At 35.5% G+C, this 20,699-nt stretch carries 24 protein-coding genes; 4 read left to right on the top strand and 20 right to left on the bottom strand.

Annotated features, from left to right (window positions below; all coding sequences use genetic code 11):
- Window positions 1–27 precede the first annotated feature (27 nt).
- From TY11_RS02320 to acpS, 13 genes are all read right to left on the bottom strand, one after another.
- Window positions 28–618 carry a SpoIIE family protein phosphatase gene (locus tag TY11_RS02320; protein ID WP_042142442.1) on the bottom strand — a complete coding sequence of 197 codons (591 nt, stop codon included), beginning with the start codon at window positions 616–618 and terminating at the stop codon, window positions 28–30.
- Between the two features lie 5 nt (window positions 619–623).
- A complete protein-coding gene (sigB, locus tag TY11_RS02315) occupies window positions 624–1,412 on the bottom strand; it encodes an RNA polymerase sigma factor SigB (RefSeq protein ID WP_042142439.1) in 789 nt (262 codons plus the stop codon).
- Window positions 1,384–1,860, bottom strand: coding sequence for an anti-sigma B factor RsbW (rsbW, locus tag TY11_RS02310; protein WP_042142437.1), 477 nt, complete (start codon window positions 1,858–1,860; stop codon window positions 1,384–1,386). The genes sigB and rsbW overlap by 29 nt, the downstream gene beginning before the upstream one ends.
- Window positions 1,861–2,193: an anti-sigma factor antagonist gene (locus TY11_RS02305; protein ID WP_042142435.1), complete on the bottom strand. Its 333-nt coding sequence runs from the start codon at window positions 2,191–2,193 to the stop codon at window positions 1,861–1,863.
- A 76-nt stretch (window positions 2,194–2,269) separates the two neighbouring features.
- Entirely contained in the window at window positions 2,270–3,280 is a 1,011-nt protein-coding gene (locus TY11_RS02300; protein WP_042142433.1) for a PP2C family protein-serine/threonine phosphatase, read from the bottom strand.
- Window positions 3,281–3,375: 95 nt separating this feature from the next.
- A complete protein-coding gene (locus TY11_RS02295; protein ID WP_042142431.1) occupies window positions 3,376–3,777 on the bottom strand; it encodes an anti-sigma regulatory factor in 402 nt (133 codons plus the stop codon).
- Between the two features lie 3 nt (window positions 3,778–3,780).
- Window positions 3,781–4,137 carry an STAS domain-containing protein gene (locus TY11_RS02290; protein WP_042142429.1) on the bottom strand — a complete coding sequence of 119 codons (357 nt, stop codon included), beginning with the start codon at window positions 4,135–4,137 and terminating at the stop codon, window positions 3,781–3,783.
- Window positions 4,109–5,014, bottom strand: coding sequence for an STAS domain-containing protein (locus TY11_RS02285; RefSeq protein WP_042142427.1), 906 nt, complete (start codon window positions 5,012–5,014; stop codon window positions 4,109–4,111). The genes TY11_RS02290 and TY11_RS02285 overlap by 29 nt, the downstream gene beginning before the upstream one ends.
- 279 nt (window positions 5,015–5,293) lie before the next feature.
- Window positions 5,294–5,653 carry a type II toxin-antitoxin system PemK/MazF family toxin gene (locus TY11_RS02280; RefSeq protein ID WP_042142425.1) on the bottom strand — a complete coding sequence of 120 codons (360 nt, stop codon included), beginning with the start codon at window positions 5,651–5,653 and terminating at the stop codon, window positions 5,294–5,296.
- 3 nt (window positions 5,654–5,656) lie between these two features.
- Window positions 5,657–5,941, bottom strand: a complete 285-nt coding sequence (locus tag TY11_RS02275; protein ID WP_026908574.1) for a CopG family ribbon-helix-helix protein — start codon at window positions 5,939–5,941, stop codon at window positions 5,657–5,659.
- Between the two features lie 138 nt (window positions 5,942–6,079).
- The gene (gene alr, locus TY11_RS02270; protein WP_197025045.1) at window positions 6,080–7,237 is read right to left on the bottom strand and encodes an alanine racemase; all 1,158 of its coding nucleotides are present in this window, start codon (window positions 7,235–7,237) and stop codon (window positions 6,080–6,082) included.
- Window positions 7,238–7,423: 186 nt separating this feature from the next.
- Window positions 7,424–8,446 carry a LolA family protein gene (locus tag TY11_RS02265; RefSeq protein WP_042142423.1) on the bottom strand — a complete coding sequence of 341 codons (1,023 nt, stop codon included), beginning with the start codon at window positions 8,444–8,446 and terminating at the stop codon, window positions 7,424–7,426.
- Window positions 8,447–8,786: 340 nt separating this feature from the next.
- Entirely contained in the window at window positions 8,787–9,140 is a 354-nt protein-coding gene (gene acpS, locus TY11_RS02260) for a holo-ACP synthase (protein ID WP_042142421.1), read from the bottom strand.
- A gap of 150 nt (window positions 9,141–9,290) precedes the next feature.
- Here acpS and TY11_RS02255 point away from each other — a divergent pair, with 150 nt between their 5' ends.
- Window positions 9,291–10,055, top strand: a complete 765-nt coding sequence (locus TY11_RS02255) for a rhomboid family intramembrane serine protease (protein ID WP_042142419.1) — start codon at window positions 9,291–9,293, stop codon at window positions 10,053–10,055.
- Window positions 10,056–10,068: 13 nt separating this feature from the next.
- Here TY11_RS02255 and TY11_RS02250 read toward each other — a convergent pair whose 3' ends face one another.
- The 3 genes from TY11_RS02250 to cshA all read right to left on the bottom strand — a co-directional run bounded on the left by TY11_RS02250 (window position 10,069) and on the right by cshA (window position 13,608).
- The gene (locus TY11_RS02250; RefSeq protein WP_042142481.1) at window positions 10,069–11,490 is read right to left on the bottom strand and encodes a PH domain-containing protein; all 1,422 of its coding nucleotides are present in this window, start codon (window positions 11,488–11,490) and stop codon (window positions 10,069–10,071) included.
- Window positions 11,483–11,962: a PH domain-containing protein gene (locus TY11_RS02245; protein ID WP_042142417.1), complete on the bottom strand. Its 480-nt coding sequence runs from the start codon at window positions 11,960–11,962 to the stop codon at window positions 11,483–11,485. The genes TY11_RS02250 and TY11_RS02245 overlap by 8 nt, the downstream gene beginning before the upstream one ends.
- Window positions 11,963–12,135: 173 nt before the next feature.
- Window positions 12,136–13,608 carry a degradosome RNA helicase CshA gene (cshA, locus tag TY11_RS02240; protein WP_155982648.1) on the bottom strand — a complete coding sequence of 491 codons (1,473 nt, stop codon included), beginning with the start codon at window positions 13,606–13,608 and terminating at the stop codon, window positions 12,136–12,138.
- Window positions 13,609–14,037: 429 nt separating this feature from the next.
- Between cshA and TY11_RS02235 the strand changes: the two genes are divergently transcribed.
- Entirely contained in the window at window positions 14,038–14,946 is a 909-nt protein-coding gene (locus TY11_RS02235) for a DMT family transporter (RefSeq protein WP_042142416.1), read from the top strand.
- Between the two features lie 108 nt (window positions 14,947–15,054).
- Window positions 15,055–15,915: a DegV family protein gene (locus TY11_RS02230; protein ID WP_042142415.1), complete on the top strand. Its 861-nt coding sequence runs from the start codon at window positions 15,055–15,057 to the stop codon at window positions 15,913–15,915.
- Window positions 15,916–15,973: 58 nt separating this feature from the next.
- On the opposite strand, the gene TY11_RS02225 is transcribed toward TY11_RS02230, so the two are convergent.
- The 4 genes from TY11_RS02225 to TY11_RS02210 all read right to left on the bottom strand — a co-directional run bounded on the left by TY11_RS02225 (window position 15,974) and on the right by TY11_RS02210 (window position 19,401).
- The gene (locus TY11_RS02225; RefSeq protein ID WP_042142414.1) at window positions 15,974–16,696 is read right to left on the bottom strand and encodes an alpha/beta hydrolase; all 723 of its coding nucleotides are present in this window, start codon (window positions 16,694–16,696) and stop codon (window positions 15,974–15,976) included.
- Between the two features lie 132 nt (window positions 16,697–16,828).
- Window positions 16,829–17,200, bottom strand: coding sequence for a YppG family protein (locus tag TY11_RS20340; RefSeq protein WP_155982647.1), 372 nt, complete (start codon window positions 17,198–17,200; stop codon window positions 16,829–16,831).
- A gap of 99 nt (window positions 17,201–17,299) precedes the next feature.
- Window positions 17,300–18,703, bottom strand: a complete 1,404-nt coding sequence (locus TY11_RS02215; protein WP_042142410.1) for a hypothetical protein — start codon at window positions 18,701–18,703, stop codon at window positions 17,300–17,302.
- The gene (locus tag TY11_RS02210; RefSeq protein ID WP_042142408.1) at window positions 18,700–19,401 is read right to left on the bottom strand and encodes an ABC transporter ATP-binding protein; all 702 of its coding nucleotides are present in this window, start codon (window positions 19,399–19,401) and stop codon (window positions 18,700–18,702) included. The genes TY11_RS02215 and TY11_RS02210 overlap by 4 nt, the downstream gene beginning before the upstream one ends.
- 234 nt (window positions 19,402–19,635) lie before the next feature.
- Between TY11_RS02210 and TY11_RS02205 the strand changes: the two genes are divergently transcribed.
- Entirely contained in the window at window positions 19,636–20,595 is a 960-nt protein-coding gene (locus TY11_RS02205) for a phosphate/phosphite/phosphonate ABC transporter substrate-binding protein (RefSeq protein ID WP_042142406.1), read from the top strand.
- Window positions 20,596–20,699: the final 104 nt, after the last annotated feature.

Here is a 20,699-nt window from a genome sequence, read left to right as displayed (position 1 = left end):
ACATGCTCCCTCAGGCTTCCTCCCTTTTCAATTATGTTCATATCGAACTGCAATTAATGTTGTATCATCTTTACGGGAATCCTTACTTTTAAATGCAAATGTTTTTGTGATTCTTTCTACTTCTTTCTCAAAGAAGTAATGCTCGGTCAGTTCTTTACTTGTAACACCATCTGTGTACATAATGAAATTCATCTCATTTTCAAGTGGTTCTTGAATCACTTGAAATTTTCTATTAAATCCTGCTAAGTAGCCAGCGTTTGGAATACTCCGTTTTTTAGTATTCCCACGAGTAATGGTCATAACACCCACATTTCCAATAGATGAAATGGAGTAACTATTTGAATGATAATCAATCTTCAATATAGCGAGAACCGTACCACGCTTGCCAATTAATTTTTCATTACATTTCTTCACCAGTTCCTCCACTGGGGAATTAATATTTTCTTTAATGATATTAATCACTATTTCTGATGATTCTTTTGCAAACTCTCCACTTCCCAAGCCGTCTGCTAATGCACATATAAATTCATTCTCGGTCTCACTATAGAAGTAACTATCTCCGCACTCATTATTACCTTTTTTCGCTTCTTGAAATACTGCTACTTTGACTCGATTCATAGACTTTATAATACCTCCGCAATGTCTGAATTAATTGCTTCACGGAGTTTCTTTAACGACCTACGTTGTAAACGTGAAACATGCATCTGTGATATCCCTAATAGTTCTCCGGTTTCTTTTTGGCTCATATTTTGAAAATAGGTACAGCGGATTATTTCTTGTTCTCGTTCTGTTAATAGTGGAAGAATTTTTTCTAATAGCATTTTGAGGTCAATTTGCGAATATCCTTCTTCGTTAGAACCAATCATGTCTAACAAAGCGATGGTACTGCCATCTGAGGTGCCTTCAATACTTCGATCTACGGATAGAGCTTTATAGCTTTTATTCATTTCCATTGTTTCTAGTAGTTCTTCCTCAGAGACAGATAGATACTCCGCAATTTCTTTTACAGTCGGTGACTTTTGATTTTTGGTGGTTAGTTCATCTATTGCCTTTTTAATTTTAGGTCCTAGCTCTTTAATTCTTCTTGGTACATGAACACTCCAAGTTTTATCACGGATAAATCTCTTTATTTCTCCAACGATAGTAGGGATGGCAAAGGATTCAAATGTTTTACCATATGTGGCATCAAACCTTTTAATCGCCGCTAGAAGGCCAATCATTCCCACTTGAACTAGGTCTTCGTGGATCATACTATTTTTGGAATACTTTCTGGCAATGGACTCGACTAAATCTTTATAGGTTAGGATTATTTTCTGTTGAACTTCTTCATTTATAGGGTCCTGTTGAAGTTGTTCAATCCACTGATAAACCTCATCTCTTCCCTTATTGTCCGGTTGAGACGTGGTCGTCATTTAGCTCCACCCCTATTTTTTCAAGGTACTTTGTCATAAGGACAATAACACCTGAATTATTATTTATTTCAACCTTATCCATCAATGTGTTTATTAAAAATAATCCAAAACCTCCCTCACGAAGGTTTTCAACCGATTCATTACTATCGTATGGTCCAATTTTTGCCTTCACTTCACTTAAATTAAAACTCCCACCATGGTCAGCTACCATTACTTCTAACCGTTCTTCATAAACCCCAAAACCAATGGTAACAACCCCATTATCTTTTTCATTGTACGCATGATTAACTACATTAGTTACAGCTTCAGATATAGAAATTTTCAGGTCTTCTATATCCTCATACGTAAAACCCATTCGGTTAGCAATTCCTGAAATACTCAATCTTATGACCCCAACATATTCCGGTTTTGCAGGAAATTTCATCTCAATAAAATCAAACGATTCCATTTATTCATCCACACCTCGAATCGTATTGTTTAGATCGATTATCTTGTGTAATCCGGTTATTTCAAACAAACGAAGCACTCTTTCATGTAAATTTACAAGCGTTATTTTACTTTCATGCTCTTTGGATAATTTCAAAGCATTAACAAATACCCCTAACCCTGTGCTATCCATATAATTTACATGTTCTAAATCAACTTCAAGTATTCTTCCCTTTATTTTTGTTAGTGGGAGTAATGCATCTTTTAACTCTGGTGCTGTATAAACATCAATTTCTCCAGATAAATGAACAATAGACTTATTGTTCCTCTCATCTATTTGGATTTGTAGATTCATAGTTATCCCCCCAAAACACCCATTATAAAAATTACATCTTAATGTGTATTTTTCTTGTTCCCGATATCTGTAAACGTTAAACCACTTTTTTTAAGATTACTAAGGTAAAATCATCTCTTAATTGAAAATTTTGGATTCGTTCAAAATATCGATAAACATGGTTAACAATTTCCTGGGCAGGTAAGTGCATAAACGTCTTGATAACTTCTAGTATCTCATCGCGTTCGATAAATGTTTCTCCTTTACGACATTCTGTCACACCGTCTGTAAGTAAAATGACCATATCATCTTTTTCTATATCTAATTCAGATTGGACATACGTTGTATCTGGGTCAACCCCTAGCACTAAACCGCTTGCTTCAAATTCTTGAAAACTTTTCGTCTTGCTACGATAAAAAAAACCCGGTTCATGTCCTGCAGATGAATAGTAGAGTTTGCCGGTTGTCGGTTTGTATTGAGCATAGAACATTGTAATGAACATACTTGGGTCAACGTTTCTTTCTACAACTCTATTAAGACTCGCTAGAATGGCGTTCGTAGACATTTCGCTTTCAGGAAAACTATCCATCGCATATTTAATCATCGACATAGATAGCGCTGCTGGGATTCCCTTTCCAATAATATCCGCAATTGCAATACTAATAGCACCGTCTTTCCCCTTTACAAAATGATGATAGTCACCATTCATTTGATTTGCTGGGACACTAATTACACCAATGTCTATTTCTTCTGTGTTGGGCACATCTGATTGTAGAAGCATGCTTTGCATTCCTGCGGCTACGTCAATTTCCGACTTAATTTTAAGTTGTTTTTCACGAAGAATTTGATACTCTTGATGTGCCAGACCATAAGCAATCATAGCTTCTAATAGAAAGTTCATAGAAAGTTGAATTTGATTACTTATCTCCGGGTATATTTCTAACAGAGATTGTATATGTAAGTGAACAATCTCTTCTGGTGAAATATGATTTTTAATAAAAGATTTAGAAATTTGTTCTGCGCCATAAAGAGCTTGCTCATCACTTGTCTCTATATATCTCTTTAATAAATCGGTATAGCTTCTAGCATCTAAATCTTTCGTATCCATAGTGGCCTCTCCTATTCTTTTATAAGGAACTTCATGTAAAAAGTTCATACGTTGTCAAACATGATGAAACAAGAAGCATTTTATTGTAGATGATATTATCTAACCCATTTAGTTGTGACGATCCTAGTTCCTTGGCCAACCTCAGATTCCATATCAAATTCATCCATCAATCTTCTAACACCAGGAAGACCAGCCCCAAGACCTCCGGATGTGGTATATCCGTCTTGCATAACCAAACTAAGATCTTGAATTCCTGGACCAGAATCTGTTGCTACGATTTTTATCCCTTTTTGTTCTAATGATTCAACTACTTCAAAAGATATTTGGCCTTCACCAGCATATAAATATATATTTCTAGCAAGTTCTGATATAGCTGTTGTAATACGGGCTTGGTCCACAGTTCCGAAGCCTAACTGTTTTGCAATCTCACGCCCCATTTGGCGGGCAGCAACAATATCCCACTCTTTTAGAATCGTTACAAAGGATTGGGAACTCATCAACTATTCCCCCAATTCCTGATGTAGTTTAATTAAGCCTTGTTCGAGATCCAAAGCAGTCGGAACATTCCGCATATGAATACCTAATTCAATCAAAGTCATGGCAACTGCTGGCTGAATTCCAGTTAATACAACTTTAGCCCCCATCAAGTCTGACATCGAAACTACGTCACCTAGCACCTTCGCTATAAAAGAATCTATTACTTCAACTGAGGTTAAATCAATTACTACTCCTGTAGCTTCCGTACTATGTATCTGTTTTAATAAATCTTCTTGGAATTGTATTGCTGTTTGATCATCTAACTCAGTTTGAATGGAAATCAATAAATAATTATGTAGTTTTAAGATTGGTATTCTCACGACCCTCTTTCACCCCTTTATCAATCCCTAACAAATCCTCGATACTCTCTGATTTGTTATCTGTTTCTATAATGGACTTATTTGTTATTTCAAGTGCTAGCATAAACCCTTTTTTCAGTGTGCTTTTGGTAGGTAAGTTGGAAAAATTAATACCTAAATTAACAATCGTTTGAGCAATTTCCGGACGAATACCAACAAGTATACATTTTGCTCCTAATAAACGCACCGCTTCTGTTGCTTGAAAGAGGTGATGTGCTACCATCGTATCTACAACCGGTACACCTGTAATATCAATTAATACAACCTCTGCATTATGACGCATGACACCTTCTAGTAGGTTTTCCATAATGAACTTTGCACGTTCTGTATCAATGGTTCCAATCAACGGCATAATGGTGATATTATCCATTACTGGTATCAGTGGAGCAGATAATTCCTGTAAGGCAATTCGTTGGAGGGAAACAACCTGCTCCCAACTAACAGAATATTCATTAACTAATTGTCTAATAATCGGTTCAACCCATGAATCAACATTTCTTATTATTTCGTTAGTTGACTCTCCATCTATCTCTTCTAAATTCGTAAGGATGGAGTTAACGCTTACTTTTCGAAATACTAATAAGCCATCAATAATATAACTTAATGGCCAACCTAATTGAATGATTCGATCGGAAAAGTCTTTGATTATTCTCGTAGAACCATTTCCTCTGATACTATGAAAAATAACATTTACAAATTCTTGGTTATTACTATCATACAGTTCTGTTGAGATATCTTCGGTATAGTTTACACCTTTTAACTTATTAATCTCTTTCAACCACGCTTGAATTATTTCATCACTATTGTCTATAGCAATGTCTCGTAAATCCCTATTCATGAGAAACCTCCGATTAAGAAATATTATAAATATTGTCACATGATATGTATATTATTGCAAACAAATTCTAATACAAAAGGTTAGAATGGTAAGTAGACACAGATAACTAAAAATGTACAAAGGAATGGCTCGTAAATATTTTAAAAAGTAATGGAGTTCAAAAAGGAACTGTCATGTCTAACGACTCCAAGCTCTATATGAGAAACAAGATAAGCCTCGTTATTTCATTCCATTTTTAGACACAAAAAAACCCATAGCTTATTTGTTAACTATGAGTTCTTAATGTCCATACATGTCCTTAAGCCCGAGACTTATTTCTAATGCATGATTTATTTTTTGCATCATGACGTCATCTAACTTTGTAATTTTATCCGTTAGTCGCTGTTTATCTAATGTTCGAATCTGTTCTAACAGAATAACAGAATCTCTGTCGAACCCATATCGCTTAGCATCTATCTCCACATGAGTAGGTAATTTTGCTTTTTGGATTTGGGCGGTGATTGCAGCAACAATAACAGTTGGGCTGAATCGATTTCCAATATCATTTTGGAGGATCAATACTGGACGAACGCCCCCTTGTTCTGAACCGACCACAGGGGATAAGTCAGCGAAATACACTTCGCCTCTTTGAACAATCAAATTCTACACCCCGATCACAGAGCGTTCTAGAGTAATTTCAGCCTCCTCTTCAGCCTGAAATGCTTCTGAAGCAATAGAGAGATTGATTCGTGCCATTTCTTGATAGCCTTTTTGCATGGATTTATAAAAGTTTTGGATATACTCTTCTTTTTTAGATTCTAAATAAGTCCTAGTTGCCTGACAAATGATATCACTTAGATCCTTGTTTTCTTTTTTCACTAATCCATCCACCTCATTTAGTAGGTTTTTCGGTAGCCGTACCATAACTTCTTGTAAGCTCTCTGACAAAACCAAGCACCTCCGCCAACTGCTGAACGATCGTTACTTTTTCTGCATTTAATCAAATTTAATAATATCATTGTCTACCAGTAATTGCAAAGGCTTATCAGCACTTTTCTAGAAAAAAATTAGGTAATTAGTCCATTATTATAAAACCTTAATGTCACCCATGCTTTTATTTCCATTTCCTACGTATATTCTTGGCACTCTTTCATTAATCATACAAGGTATTTCGTAATTAATGGTTCCAAGGTAATCTGCTACTTCGTCCATTTCTATTAACTCTTTTCCTTGTTCACCAATTAACGTTACCTTCGTACCAATCTCAAATTCTTCATCTAATCTAATCATCAATTGATCCATGCATATCCGGCCAACAATTGGCATTTTCCTACCATTTACTAGAACACTCATACCCTGTAGTTTTCTGCTCCACCCATCTCCATATCCAATTGGAACTGTCCCAATCCATTCATCCGTCTCAGCGATATAAGTTCTTCCGTAGCTAACAGATTCACCTTTTGCTATTTTTTTCACATGAACCAATCGGCTATGTAATGAGAATGCAGGTATTAAATCTAATCGGTTTTCTATCCTTACATCTTTTGAAGGATATAACCCATACATGGATATGCCAAATCGGATGCAATTATGCATGCTTTCTGGAAAGCGTATGGAAGCAGCACTATTGCCTACATGAACAATAACTTCCTTCGTGCAATTCTTTTTAAAAACTGATAGCAATTCTTCAAGTCTTTTAACTTGCTCATCATAAAATACTAATTCTTTAGCGTCAGCAGTTGCGAAATGTGTAAAAATACCGGTTAAGAGGACATTCTTATTGTTATCTATTTCCTTTATAAGGTTTATTAATTCATCTCCAGATCTTATTCCTATTCTCCCCATGCCTGTATCTAACTTAATATGAGTTTTTAAAGGGCGTTCAAATTGGAATTGGTTTAAGTCTTCTAGCCATTTCTTTTGAAAAATGGTTAAAGTGATGTTGTTCTTAGCTGCTATAGGTGCATGTTTTGCTGGGACAAAGCCTAAGACTAGGATTGGAACAGTAATGGATGCTTCTCTAAGAATCATAGCTTCTTCTAATATGGCTACTGCTAGTGCGTTTGCACCTGATTCTAGTGCCTTTTTGGCGATTGGTACAATTCCGTGGCCATAAGCGTTTGCTTTTACGACTGCGATGATATTCGTCTCTTGCGGTAGTATTTCCTTTATTTGCGTAATATTATGTTTGATAGCATCTAAATTTATTTCAGCCCATGTTTCTCGGTACATTTCACCTACCACAATTTATTGCTCCCTTCATTTTGAAAAATAAATTCTATAGATTCCTTTCTGGTAGCTCAGTGCATTTATTTAATATTTCTTTAATATATACCCAAAACTATATCATCATTTATTGAAAAACAATTACTCTCCTTATTATAAAACAAAAAGCAGACTCTTTTCTATGAGCCTGCCCAATTTTAGGGATTATTTTACTTCTTGTCCTTGTACGGATTGTGCTACTTCGATTAATTCTTCTCTTGTTAACTCGTCACTTGCTAAGTAGAAGTTCATACCATTGTAGTCCCACTCAACAGCGTTATCAGATAATGCTCCGACAGCGCCAAATCCAAGGTTTACAATATCACCATTCACTTCAACTGGGGAAGATAATGTTTCTACTACATTCTTTTTCTCTTGGACAAGTGTGAAATTCTTTTCACCTGTGAAAGTAGAAATGATACGTTTACCGTTTTCTAAGTCAACTTCCATACGGTCTGTTAATTCAGCACCTATTGTTTCAATTGGTGCCATTACTTGCAGTTCATCTGTTACACCATCACCAGAAGTTGGTACATCCTCTGGTGTTGTGCTTGCCATATTTTGATCAATTTCAAAATCCTTATCTTTAAAGCTAGGATCCAACTCGAAGCTATTAAATTTCACTTCGACGACGGTATTCCCGTCTGTATCTAGTATCTTAACTAAAGTAGGGGTGTAGTTTTCTTTATCGAAGTAAATCTCCTGATATGGCAAGCTGTTGTTACTTTGATAATTTGTTCTTGCTGTAAAGATGTAGTGATTCTCATCTGTAGTAAATTCTGCCTCTTCATCTCCAGCAATATCCTCTACAAGAGATTGGTATAAGTATGGCTGACTGCTATTTTCTGGCCATTCGGATTGGAATTTGAAGCTCTTTTTTAATTCTGGTGTTAAAACAAAAACGCCGTCCTTGTTTTTAAGAATGATTTGTCCACCTTTATCGTCCTTGTTACTAGAAAGTGATACTCGATAGAAGTCTTCTTTCTTATGCCATACATCGATTTTGAACATTTGCTCTTCTTGTCCAGTATTCATTTTCATTTCCACATTTGCTTTATAGCCAGTTAAGTCTTTAACGTTTTCTCCAAGCTTCTTAACCACATCTTCTTGCGACTTTTCACCACAAGCTGCTAATACTAACACGATACCAAATACAAATATCATCCATAAACGTGATTTTTTTATCATGGACATATCTCCCTTGTCTAAAATTACAAACCTAACCTATTAGGTTTTACGATTTATACAAAGGGAACTTCACCGAAAGAATTTACGTTAGACCATTTTTCCCAATAGCTAAGACAATAATATCATCCTTTATAATCCACCCTCTCCTTTATTTTCTGCTATTTTTGTAATAATCGTTCCTTAATCCTTTTAATCAATCACCACTGTCTTATTGGTTAATGGTCTAAATTGCGATTCTTTTTTTGCGGTGATATAACTATAGCTTGTTCCCTATTGCCCGCAATAAAATATATGAGACAACCTTGTTATTTATGCAGAAGATAAGCTATTAACTATTAAATTAGGTTTCCAGAATTACTTGTGCGACTGCATATTCTCTACTATGGGTAATGGAGACAAAAATATTCATACTCTCTGTTACTGCAGCCTCAATGAATGGAGCGCCATTATCATCATTCAGAACAGTAATATCTTGAAAGCTTAATCTCCCAATCCCTGTCCCCATTGCTTTTGAAAAAGCCTCCTTGGCGGCAAATCTTCCCGCTACAAACTCTACTTTTCTAGTATCGTGATGTAATAAAGCAAAATTCTGCTTTTCTGTTTTCGTTAGTATTCGATCGATGAATCGCTCATTTTTCATACTTTCCTTTATTCTCTCCAGCTCGATAATATCAATTCCAATTCCTTTAATCATTATATATTTCTCCTTACAATGGAAATTTATCTCCAATATATTTTCCGTAAAATAAATATTATAGTAATCTGATAATGTACATACTATTTATCATAACCTAATTACTTTTTACAATACTTTGTTAATACCCTATTAGAAAGTGGGAATAAAATGTTTATTCGTAATGAAAGAAGTATTAAAGAGTTTATACACTATTATCCTGTTGTCTCAGCCATAGTCATTATTCATATCGCTATTTGGTTTTTACATGATGTATTACCAATTGGAATTATAGACCGTCTATATAATCTAGGTGTTGGGTATCATTATGAAATTCATAATGGAGAATATTGGCGATTTATTACGCCAATTTTTTTACACGGCGGAACAATGCATATGTTATTTAATTCATTTTCTCTGGTACTTTTCGGTCCCGCTTTAGAAAAAATGTTAGGTAAATTTAAATTTATCTTGGCATACCTAGGTGCTGGAACCTTAGCAAATATTGTAACATTTTTCATCAATCCATCATTTGGGTTTGCTCATGTTGGTGCTTCTGGTGCGATATTTGGGTTATTCGGGATATATGTATTTATGGTTGTTTTTCGCAAGCAATTGATTGATGCGGGGAGCGCACATATTATCAAGGTCATCCTTATTATCGGTCTTATTATGACATTCATTCGACCTGGGATTAACATCTATGCTCATGTGCTTGGGTTTGCAGCAGGCTTCTTAATTGCACCCTTAGTTCTAGGAAATGCCCGTCCATTTTATCCTGGGCAATATCAACGGAGTTATCAGGACGATGGAGAAATTCAATTTGATCCAAATCGTTGGAAGAAAAGAAAGTTTTCTAGAAAGATGAAGTTAAATCCACTTTGGGTCATTATTATTGTACTTGTGATAATCGGTCTTTTAAACTACGTATTTTAAAATCGAGGGGGGATTAACCCCCTCGATAAGAATACCAATCTTCCAATTCTTCAACTGTTTGTTCATCTAACTCTTTCACGTAATAATGCTTTCCCGTCCCCATCTTTCCAATAATCGATAACTTTATCGTTGCTAAATGCTCTTTACGATGAAGAAAATGTTGTTTTTTGTTAAAAGCTTGTATTCGTTTATGATTGATGATCATGGTCACCTTACTAAAGATTCTATAAGAAAGGGTTACTCTTTCCCCTTCAATAACGTAACCTGAATCCTTATATTGTAGAAACCCTAACAAAATACTTGCGGTTAGTAATACCACCGGAATCCAAAGGAACTGCGGAAAAAGAATAATTACAGCTACTAATAATAGTAAAATCGGAACTGTTGCTCGAACAAGATAATACTTCAGGGAACGTTTTGGTAATGGTATTATTTCACTTCGATTCGTTAGGTACCCTGGTAAAAACTTTGCTAAGAAAGTATCCACTTCTTCAACCTTCATTAGTGGGAACAAAACGGTTGAAAACTGTTCTCCATTTTCATTAGACCCACCGGCAATTTCTGCAATAACCGTTGTATACCCAAGTGGCTGCCTAACTATATTTTCGGCATGACCTACAGCTTGGATACGTTTCAAGGGGATTGTGATATGCTTCTTTTCTAACAGCCCACATTTAATAACAATATCCTCGTCAACCTTCGTAATAGTAAAATTCCAGTATTTAATCATAGTTCCTGCAATACCAATTATCCATAGAAAAAGTAATACAGCTACTATCATAACCGCTAATATTAGTAACCCTAATCCAATAACCCAACTGTATGCTTGATCATAAAAATCAGTAGGAATAAACCGTTCCAATTCCGAAAAAGCAGCTCCTCCTAGGGCAAGAAGAACTCCAATTCTCCCAGATGTTGCCCCAGCAATTAATAGACGCTTCCTAGAAATTGATTGGGACAGATTATTTATTTCAATTACCTCTTCTACCTGTTCGTCTTTTGTTATTGATTTGAGTTCTGCCCGCAAGGCTTCACCCTGCTCTAGCGTGACTGCGATTAATGACGCCTCCGCTTCTGCACCAGTTCCAGCTGTTTCTATTTCTACTTTAACCAACTTAAAAATACGGTGAAGAATATTTTGGGTTAAATCAATTGATTGAATTCTGTTTTTTGAAATGTATCGTTTTTTTCGAATCAAGATACCATATTCTAATCTTAACTCATCACCCTCAACACGATAGGTATATCGGTGCCAAGAAAGAAAACTACCAAGAAAAATAAATCCGACAAGCAAAACTACAGCTAATATAGCATAAAAAAGATGCGTATCATTTAATGTTACAAATATAAGAATAAAAACAAATATAGTACTCCTAATCCCCATTACTAAATTAAATATAATAGTGGCAGGATGTAGTCGTTTCGGTTCAGACATCATCTTCATCCACCCTTGCTAATGCAGAAATCTTATCCCTTAAATCAGATGCTATCTCATTAGAAAGTGCTGGTATTTGATGTGTTGTTGCAGCTGTTGAAATAGATACACTTGCCAAATCAAATTTCTTCAAAATGGGGCCTTGCTCTGTTTCTACATGCTGAACACGTATCATTGGAATTAATGTACGTGATACTATTAAAATCCCATGTTGTATATAAATTTCTTGTTCAAACACCTCGTAACGCCATCTCTTCCAACGAAGTTTCGGCAATAGGAATACAAAAAAATAAGTACTTACAATACTAAGTGCAATTAGAATCAATACAATCCATAATGGAAAATTAACAACAAAATGCAATACAATTCCAACAATCGTAATTACCCAAAGAATCGCTTCGTAAAGTACAGCTGTAATTCGCCATGCCTTAATGGCATCATGTGAAATTGTATGTATTGGTGGCTTTCTCACTTATTTCATCCCCCTAAAATTTGCTAAAGAAAAAGCTCCTAATAATGAGGAGCTTTTTCTTGGTTGTTGTTTAATAAAATTATAAGTCTTTCGAAATACCCGTGTAAACTGAGTTACAGGAAAAGCCACGTCCAGCTCCAGCCCAGAGACTAGTGGGCTTCTGCTTTTGAGGGTTAGTCTCTGTTTCTTCTTTTTTGGAAGTTTCCTTTGCGGTTACGACCACCTTGGTTTCTTCCTCCACCCTGGTTTTTACCACTACCTTGATTACGTTTGCCATAATAACGCTTGTTATTTGAACGGCCTTTGTCAGCTTGAGCTTTTTTAACACTAATTGGTGCAACTCCAGAAATTTGTACTGGAACATCTCTTCTTTCTTTTGTTAGCAATTTCAATGCAGCAGCAACAATAGTAACAGAATCATGTTCTTCCAATAATTCATTTGCTGTTTGATGATAAGCATCAAGTTCATTTTTCTCAATTGTTTTTATTATTTTTTCAACCGTTAATTGTTGCTGGCCAAGACGTGCTTCTTTATTAGTTGGAGGAACCATGCGCTTCATTTTGCTCTTTGTAACCTTTTCAATTAAGCGAAGGTGAGCAATTTCTCTTGGTGTAACAAACGAGATAGCTTCACCAGTTCGTCCAGCACGACCAGTACGACCGATACGATGTACATAGCTTTCAGGATCCTGTGGGATATCAAAGTTGTAAACATGTGTTACGCCTGAAATATCCAGACCTCGTGCAGCTACATCTGTTGCCACTAATACATCTACACGACCATTTTTAAACTTATTTAGAACAGACATACGTTTTCCTTGTGTCAAGTCACCATGAATTCCTTCAGCACGGAACCCTCTTGCCTGTAGCCCTTCTGTAACTTCATCTACGCGTTTTTTAGTTCTACTAAATACAATAGCTAGATCCGGATTTTGCATATCCAAGAGATTGGTTAATGTATCAAATTTGTATTTTTCCGGTATTTCCACAAACTGTTGGGAAATGTTTTCAACCGTCATTTCCTTCGCTTTAACTTTAACCTCTTTTGGACTGTTCATAAGGTTCGTTGCGATATCACGAATTTCCTTTGGCATAGTCGCTGAGAAAAGCAATGTTTGTCTTTCACTTGGAACTTGTTTTAGGATTTCACGGATATCATCAATAAATCCCATGTTTAGCATTTCATCAGCTTCATCCAGAACAACTGTGTGAACAATATTAGCACGAATTGTTCTTCTTCTGAAGTGATCTAGTAGTCTCCCTGGTGTAGCAACCACAATTTGTGGGCCGTCTTTTAAGGAACGGATTTGTCTGTCCATTGGAGCACCACCGTAAACCGGAAGAACACGAACACCTTTAAATTTGCCTAGTCGGTTTAACTCTTCTGCAACTTGAATGGCTAGCTCTCTTGTTGGGGCAACAACTAACCCCTGTACTTTTCTTTCTGTAGTATCAATTTTTTCAAGCATGGGAATACCAAAAGCAGCAGTTTTTCCCGTTCCTGTCTGTGCTTGGCCAATTACATCATTCCCTGCTAATGCTAGTGGAATAGTTTCTGCCTGTATTGGTGTTGCTTCCTCAAAACCCATTTTTTCTAAAGATTTCATTATTGGGTTTGAAATACCTAATTCATTAAATGTTATCACGCTATTTTCTCCTTTGTGAAAATTTATCTATTGTTTTTGCGCTTGACTTGCCGTGATGCCTGTTCCGAGTATCACATCACTCATTTACCTTATTTTATCCATTAAATTGAAAACTTACATGTTCTTCGTGAGAAAGGAACACTTCTATAGATAATGTACAGAGTAGCATGAATTTTTCCATCATTAATATTCATGTGGAAAAGGCTTAACCAATGAGGAAAAGCCCGAGAATTTTCCTTTAGGGGGCATTCCCCTCTATGAAACGTCTGATTTCCTTCAGACGAAAAGCACCGTGGCAAATTAACCGTCATATTATGATAACACAAGAGGAATAGTACAAGCTAGCCTGCAAATGATATTTCCTATAGAACATGCTAAAATAATTAATTAAATGAACAAAAAACTAACTTAACAGGAGGAGGAAATAATATGAGGGTCCCTCCATTTAATCCATACATAGCAATCGTCATCGGGGTTCTATCCGTTTCAACTTCTGCAGTACTTGTTAAACTAGTAGGTAATGCACCTGCAGCCATAATTGCAAATTATAGGTTATTACTAGCAGTTTTGTTAATGACGCCAATTATGATATTGAAATATCGTCATGAGTTTAAACTGATAACAAAGAAAGATTGGTTTTTATCATCTTTAGCTGGGATATTCCTTGCCTTTCATTTTATTCTCTGGTTTGAATCATTAAATTATACATCTGTAGCAAGCTCAGTTGTGCTAGTAACGTTACAGCCTATTTTTGCCTTTCTTGGAACATATCTATTCTTCAAAGAGAGATTCTCAGCTGGGGCAGTAATTAGTATGGTGATTGCTCTTCTTGGGAGTGTCATTATTAGTTGGGGTGATTTCCAAGTTAGTGGTATGGCATTGTTTGGAGACATCTTGGCATTTATAGCAGCAATTGCAATTACAGCCTATTTTCTATTAGGACAAAATGCTCGAAAGCGACTATCCTTGATGACATACACATATGTTGTTTATGGGGTAAGTTCCATTACACTAATACTTTATAACTTAGCGTTACAAAACCCGTTCTTGGGGTACTCAGTCGATTACTGGCTCATTTTCTTAGCACTTGCTATTATTCCAACTTTCTTTGGACATACGCTATTTAACTGGGCACTAAAATGGTTAAGTACTTCAACGATTAGTATGGCCATTGTATTTGAACCTATCGGGGCATCGATCCTTGCATACTTTATCCTAGGAGAGAAAATTACTTGGTCCCAGTGGCTAGGTGGCACTATCGTCATCTTCGGTTTATTCTTATTCATTATGAGTACCACAAGAAAAGCAAATGTTACCTTGCACAAAAGGACACGCTAACCCCTCTAGTCCTAAAGGGGTTGGATTTTGGTATTGTAACTTGTAACTATATTTATTTACATAAAAACGGTATAATGAACCTAACTAATCTAGAAAATAGGTGATTCTATGTCTATTCAGCTAATGACTGATGGCGGTGCCGATATCCCAAAGGAGTTAATGGACGCCGTCAATATAAAGGTCATTCCATTATATTTAAATTTTAAAGATGAACAATTTAAAAGTGGGGTTGACCTAGACCTTCAAAGTTTTTATAAAAAAATAGAGGAAAAAAAAGAATTACCTCGTTCTGCTGCTCCGAGCCCAAATGATTTCTATGAAGGCTATAAGCAAGTTGATCCATCGAAATCAATCTTAATGATTAGCTTATCTGGCGGATTAAGTAGTACCTATGAAAATGCTATTGCAGGAAAAGAATTGCTATTAGAAGAAGAACCAAATCGCAAAATTGAAGTAATTAATGCCAAAACAGCTTCTGGCGGACAGGCTTTGTTGTTAATCGAAGCCCATCAAAAAATCCAAGAAAATTATTCTTTAGAAGAGATAGTTCTTCATTTGAACAAAATGGTTAAGCATACTGCAACCTTATTTGTGCTTAAGACATTAGAAAATTTGGTTCTAGGTGGAAGAATTGATAAAGTTAAAGGAACATTTGCTAAAACTTTAAACATTAAACTATTAATGAAAGCTAGTGATGAAGGAACCATTGAAGTTGCTGAGAAGGTTCGTGGAGACAAAAAATCTATTCGACGATTTGTCGATCAAATCGGAGAGTATGTAAAAACAGTGGAAGATAAAGTGTTAATCATGACACACTGTAATGCAGCAGAACGTGCAAAATCAGTACTTGCTGACATTAAAGAAAAATACAGCTTTAAAGAGACCTATATAACTGAAATGGGACCGCTAATCTCTACATACGGTGGAGAAGGTGCTTTAGTTATTGCTTTCTTTAAAGATAAGAACTAGAAAAGCTAAGAGGTCTGTTGCCTTCATATTACTTTGTGATGATAACAGACCTTCCCTATTATACCAAATCTGCCGAAACCTCTTTTGTTTCAATCTGTCTCTCCAGAAACTCATGAACCATTCGATTTAACGTATCCTTGTCATTCCCAAGACAAATCAGATGTCTGGATCGTTCGAAAAATACAACTTCTTTGCGTTTGGAAGGTATTTCTTTATCCAGATAATATGCAGTCTTATACGGTACCATATTATCCATCTGCCCTTGCGCAATTAGAACTGGGGTTTTTACTTCTTTTAATGACTTTCTCGTTAAACGCACTAGCTTTAAAAACTCAAGATTAGCTTTTAACGGAACACTTCCAAGTTTTCGCTTGTAATGGCGATAGAGTTTGTTTTGCGGTAACTTTCCTGTCACTCCATCTCTTACAATTTCTCCAATATCAAAACTTATTTGCTTGAATGATAAGTATTTCCCTGCAGTTGCTAATAGTACAAGCTTATCAACTTTATATTTTGCTGCTAAATAAGCAGCAATCATTCCACCCATGGAAAAGCCTATCACATATATTTCATGATACTTTTCCTTTAATTGCTTTAAGGAAGCCTCAGCTGTTTCAATCCAACTCTTGTAATTTACATTCTCTAGAGCAAGCTTTCTTCCGTGACCCGGCAAAGTGGGAACCGAAATATGCCAATCAGTGCGATCTTTCAGATACTCTGTAAGAGGTTCCAATTCATGTGGACCACCGGTAAATCCGTGGATGATTAAACAACCAATCATGATGTATTCTCCTTTATGAAAATCTCAATTAAGAGCTAAATATTGTAGTTCTTTTTACTTTTTCCCTAAACCAATCAAAATAATGCAGATGTCTCTCCTATTTCCGCTTCTGAAAAATAAATGTCTTATGTGTTACCGGAATGTTTTCATAAAGTCACCAAATTGCTTAATGATCGGGGATACTTGATGGTATGTGTTTGCCATTTGACTGACAGTTGTTAACACTTTATCAAGATTTAACTGACTTTGTTGATTTTGAAATTGAGATTCCATTCCACTTTGCTGTTGGGCTTGTTGATAATTTCCTTGTAATTGTTGATTATTGGTGTACCAATCCTGTGGTTGCTTTGGCTTTGCAAATTGTTCAAATGGTGATTGGGGCTGTTGGTAAATGTTTTGATGATACTGCATATATTGTGATGGATGGAAAGGTTGATGGATTGGTTGGTTATACGGTTGTTGGTAGCTCTCTCGCATATGTGGAGTTTGCCAGAAATTCATCATATGATACACCCTTTCCTGATTACCTTTTACTATAAGTTATGCAGGAATTGGTTTTGTTGTGTTTGTGCTATAATCAAGCTTAAAAAAAGAAACACGTGATTAACCAACGTGCTTCCTTCTTTTAGCATTTTTGTTTAGATATAGAACATAGGCTAATAATATAATGGAAACAAGTGAAATAAATGGTTGGGATTCGCATAATACAATAAGTGACAGACTTAAAAAGGCTAGTACGTCCTTTATAGAAAGTTGGCTAATTTTTTTGTCTAATAAATCAACTGCATTGTCCATTTTCACAGTAAGGTTCATTACAAATAACGTAAAAATTAAAAAGAGAAAACCGACACTCCACCATGAGAAATGAACGATGGAATAAATAATGATAGGAACCATAACTGGGATAAACCCTAGTACTGACCAGTGTTTCATCGTGTTACGAAAACTGTTTACATCCCAGGGTAATACTTGTACAATCCCCGAATGAAATCGGTCCATAAACATACTAGCCACAAATGAAGTGTACACATGGATACTTATGGCACTACCAATAAGTACAACAATGTCATGGATAAATGGCAGTATAACGATAGCAAGGAATAGCCCACCTATAACTTGTAAAATTAACTCAATATTTTCTCTAAAATGCTGGAGCCATAATCTTTTATGAATAGCTACATCCGTATAGGCAAATGGCCTTTTTCTAGAAGCCCTATTTTGGAAAATACTATATTTCCTCTCTCTTCTAAACTTTGTTTTGGTAGCCTTAGAAATTAAAGGCATGCTCCAAACCAAATAGTTATTTACTTCAGTCACCCTACCCCAGTGTATATGGAAGAATAGCTTTTTACGTAATAAAAAATTAGCAATTATCACCATGGATAATATGACGATACTGATTAACTTTGATTGTTCTACCATTGTTCCTACTATATCTAAAATAATGAGCGAGAGGAAAATACCTAGCTTCACCATTAAATGTGCTTGGAACAGCTTCCACTGTGGAATAGTCATAAGTACTTCAATTATCCAAAATAATAAAAAGTAAATCCAAATTAATTGGGCATCTATTGGTGTAATTAGAATGATTAAGGTACTAATAACCAAATACAAAATTAGTTGCACTATCCACTTCTCGATTGCAACAAGGTAAGCAATTTTCTTAATCGAGTGAGGTAGCATTCCTAATTGATATTCTGAACTAGTAATTAAAACACCCGGATTTCGAAAGGATTTAAATACATATCGAATAGGTACTATTGTTAAGATCAACCAAAAACGTTCTACCATTTGTTGTTCTATAAATATAAAATAATCTTCAAATTGCCGCATAAAATCATTAAATATAAAAATACTTGCAAATACATAACCACCTACAATAAGTGAATAAAAGGTAGTGGTCTTATCAAATGAAAGCTGTACGAGTTGTTTTTTTATTGCTCTTTTCTTCCGGAATCGATTACTGCGAATAAGCCAATATGCTTGCCAAGAAGAAGGATGACTCATCGTTCTTCACTTCTCCTTTTTATTGTTTCAAACTCAGCAATCAATCCCTTATGTAATATTTTCCCTTCCTGTAACATAATAAATTGATCGGCAATATCCTTCACACGTTTTAACTGATGCGTTGTTAATAGAATACTAGTGCCAGCAGCAATCTTTTCTCTTAAGATTTCCTCAAAGTAATCAACAGCATATATGTCCAGACCCATAAATGGTTCATCGATTAATAATAGGGGAACATCTGGCAACATCGCACAGATTGTTTGCACCTTCTGTCTCATTCCTTTTGATAATGATTCTGGATATTCGTTTAGCTTTCCTTGTAGTTCAAAACCCTCCACATACCGATCGATGCGCCTTTGCAACTCACTTTTTTCCATTTGATAGCTTTTTCCGTACAACTGAAAATGTTGCATTGCTGTCAATTCAGACATAAGTAATGGTTCTTCTGGAATAAAAGCAATCTTCTTTTTATATTCGAGGAAGCTAGTATCTTGGTTATACTTTTCTTCTATTATAATTTCTCCATTATTCTTTTCTTGGATTCCCATTATTGTTTTCATTAGAGTAGATTTACCTGCACCATTATGGCCGACTAATGCAATTACCGAGCCTTGGGATAACGTAAACGTGATATTATCCAATAGCTTATTCTCTTTAATTGCCACCTCTAAGTTATTCACTACCAATAAATTACTCATGTTGATCACCACCTAACTATTTTACGTGGTTTAGAATAATAAGGTTTCATAATTATAAAAATAACACACTAATTATAGCAAAATCCGAATGATACATATCGATTTCTGTCATTTTATCGTTAAATTCATGTAAAAAAGGTGTAAATTAACGAAAAAAATCCTAGCTTTTTACGGAGATTTAGTATTTAATAAAATAGTAAGCTAAATATTTATATATTTCTTAGGAGGGTCACAATGAAGAAACTTTATGGTCTAGTGCTTATTTTAGGTTTAGCACTTGTACTAGCAGCATGTGGAGGTTCTGATGACGATAATAATGCATCAGACAAGTCGAACGAAGACAAGAACGGTGAAGCAACTGAAACTGAAGGAATGATTCCTGAAAAACTAGTTATCGGTTTCGTACCATCACAAGATTCAGATACAATAGCAGATACTGTTAAACCTTTAGCCGACCGTTTAGGTGAAGAGCTAGGAATTCCTGTTGAAGGTACAGTTATGACAGACTACAACTCATTAGTTGAAGCTATGGGAGCGAACCAAGTACACGTTGGTTTCATTCCAGCATTCGGATACGTTCTAGCAAAGGAACAATATGATGTTGAAGTAATCTTGAAATCCATCCGTTATGGTTCTGGTACATACAAAGCACAATACCTAGTTCGTTCTGATTCTGGTATTGAGAGCCTTGAAGACTTAAGAGATAAGGTTTGGGCATATGCTGACCAAGGGTCTACTTCAGGATATTTATTCCCTGCAAGCCAATTAATGAAAGAGTTTGATATTGCAACTGCAGCTGAATTAGAAACAGAGTTCTTTAGTGAAACTTTCACTTCTGGTGGTCATGATAACTCAGCTATTATGGTTTACGAAGGTGACGCCGACGTTGCAACTACTTTTGATGATGTTCGTACTGAGCTTGAAGAAGAATATCCAGATGTAATGGAAAAACTAACTGTTTTAACTTACACAGAAGAGATTCCTAACGATACAATCTCTGTAACGAAAGAATTAGATAAAGAATTCGTTCAAAAGATTAAAGACACTTTCTTATCATTTAACGACGATGAAGAAATGATCAAAGTCATGAATGATGTTTATAACTGGGATGCTATTGATGAAGCAACAGACGAAGAGTATCAAGTAGTTAAAGAAACTTACGCTAAATTCAAAGATACAGTTGGTCTAGATTAATAGAAAAATAATAATAAAATATCAAAAGGGAAGGGTAGTTATACTTCCCTTTTGTTATGTTATAAATTGTAGAAAAATGGTACAATGAATGAGAAAAAAACGCC

The sequence above is a fragment of the Paucisalibacillus algeriensis genome (assembly GCF_000577245.1).
Lineage (GTDB): Bacteria > Bacillota > Bacilli > Bacillales > Amphibacillaceae > Ornithinibacillus.
The sequence above is the reverse complement of the archived record's forward strand: the minus strand, read 5'-3'. Positions and strand labels throughout refer to the sequence as shown.

Excerpts from the sequence above, each read along its gene's own strand:
- rsbW (WP_042142437.1), bottom strand. The coding sequence starts at position 1,860 with ATGGAATCGTTTGATTTTATTGAGATGAAATTTCCTGCAAAACCGGAA.
- TY11_RS02320 (WP_042142442.1), bottom strand. The coding sequence starts at position 618 with ATGAATCGAGTCAAAGTAGCAGTATTTCAAGAAGCGAAAAAAGGTAAT.
- TY11_RS02235 (WP_042142416.1), top strand. The coding sequence starts at position 14,038 with ATGAGGGTCCCTCCATTTAATCCATACATAGCAATCGTCATCGGGGTT.
- TY11_RS02225 (WP_042142414.1), bottom strand. The coding sequence starts at position 16,696 with ATGATTGGTTGTTTAATCATCCACGGATTTACCGGTGGTCCACATGAA.
- TY11_RS02205 (WP_042142406.1), top strand. The coding sequence starts at position 19,636 with ATGAAGAAACTTTATGGTCTAGTGCTTATTTTAGGTTTAGCACTTGTA.
- TY11_RS02305 (WP_042142435.1), bottom strand. The coding sequence starts at position 2,193 with ATGAATCTACAAATCCAAATAGATGAGAGGAACAATAAGTCTATTGTT.
- TY11_RS02210 (WP_042142408.1), bottom strand. The coding sequence starts at position 19,401 with ATGAGTAATTTATTGGTAGTGAATAACTTAGAGGTGGCAATTAAAGAG.
- TY11_RS02255 (WP_042142419.1), top strand. The coding sequence starts at position 9,291 with ATGTTTATTCGTAATGAAAGAAGTATTAAAGAGTTTATACACTATTAT.
- TY11_RS20340 (WP_155982647.1), bottom strand. The coding sequence starts at position 17,200 with ATGATGAATTTCTGGCAAACTCCACATATGCGAGAGAGCTACCAACAA.
- TY11_RS02285 (WP_042142427.1), bottom strand. The coding sequence starts at position 5,014 with ATGAATAGGGATTTACGAGACATTGCTATAGACAATAGTGATGAAATA.
- TY11_RS02295 (WP_042142431.1), bottom strand. The coding sequence starts at position 3,777 with ATGAGTTCCCAATCCTTTGTAACGATTCTAAAAGAGTGGGATATTGTT.
- TY11_RS02265 (WP_042142423.1), bottom strand. The coding sequence starts at position 8,446 with ATGATAAAAAAATCACGTTTATGGATGATATTTGTATTTGGTATCGTG.
- TY11_RS02250 (WP_042142481.1), bottom strand. The coding sequence starts at position 11,490 with ATGTCTGAACCGAAACGACTACATCCTGCCACTATTATATTTAATTTA.
- TY11_RS02230 (WP_042142415.1), top strand. The coding sequence starts at position 15,055 with ATGTCTATTCAGCTAATGACTGATGGCGGTGCCGATATCCCAAAGGAG.
- TY11_RS02300 (WP_042142433.1), bottom strand. The coding sequence starts at position 3,280 with ATGGATACGAAAGATTTAGATGCTAGAAGCTATACCGATTTATTAAAG.
- sigB (WP_042142439.1), bottom strand. The coding sequence starts at position 1,412 with ATGACGACCACGTCTCAACCGGACAATAAGGGAAGAGATGAGGTTTAT.
- TY11_RS02215 (WP_042142410.1), bottom strand. The coding sequence starts at position 18,703 with ATGAGTCATCCTTCTTCTTGGCAAGCATATTGGCTTATTCGCAGTAAT.
- acpS (WP_042142421.1), bottom strand. The coding sequence starts at position 9,140 with ATGATTAAAGGAATTGGAATTGATATTATCGAGCTGGAGAGAATAAAG.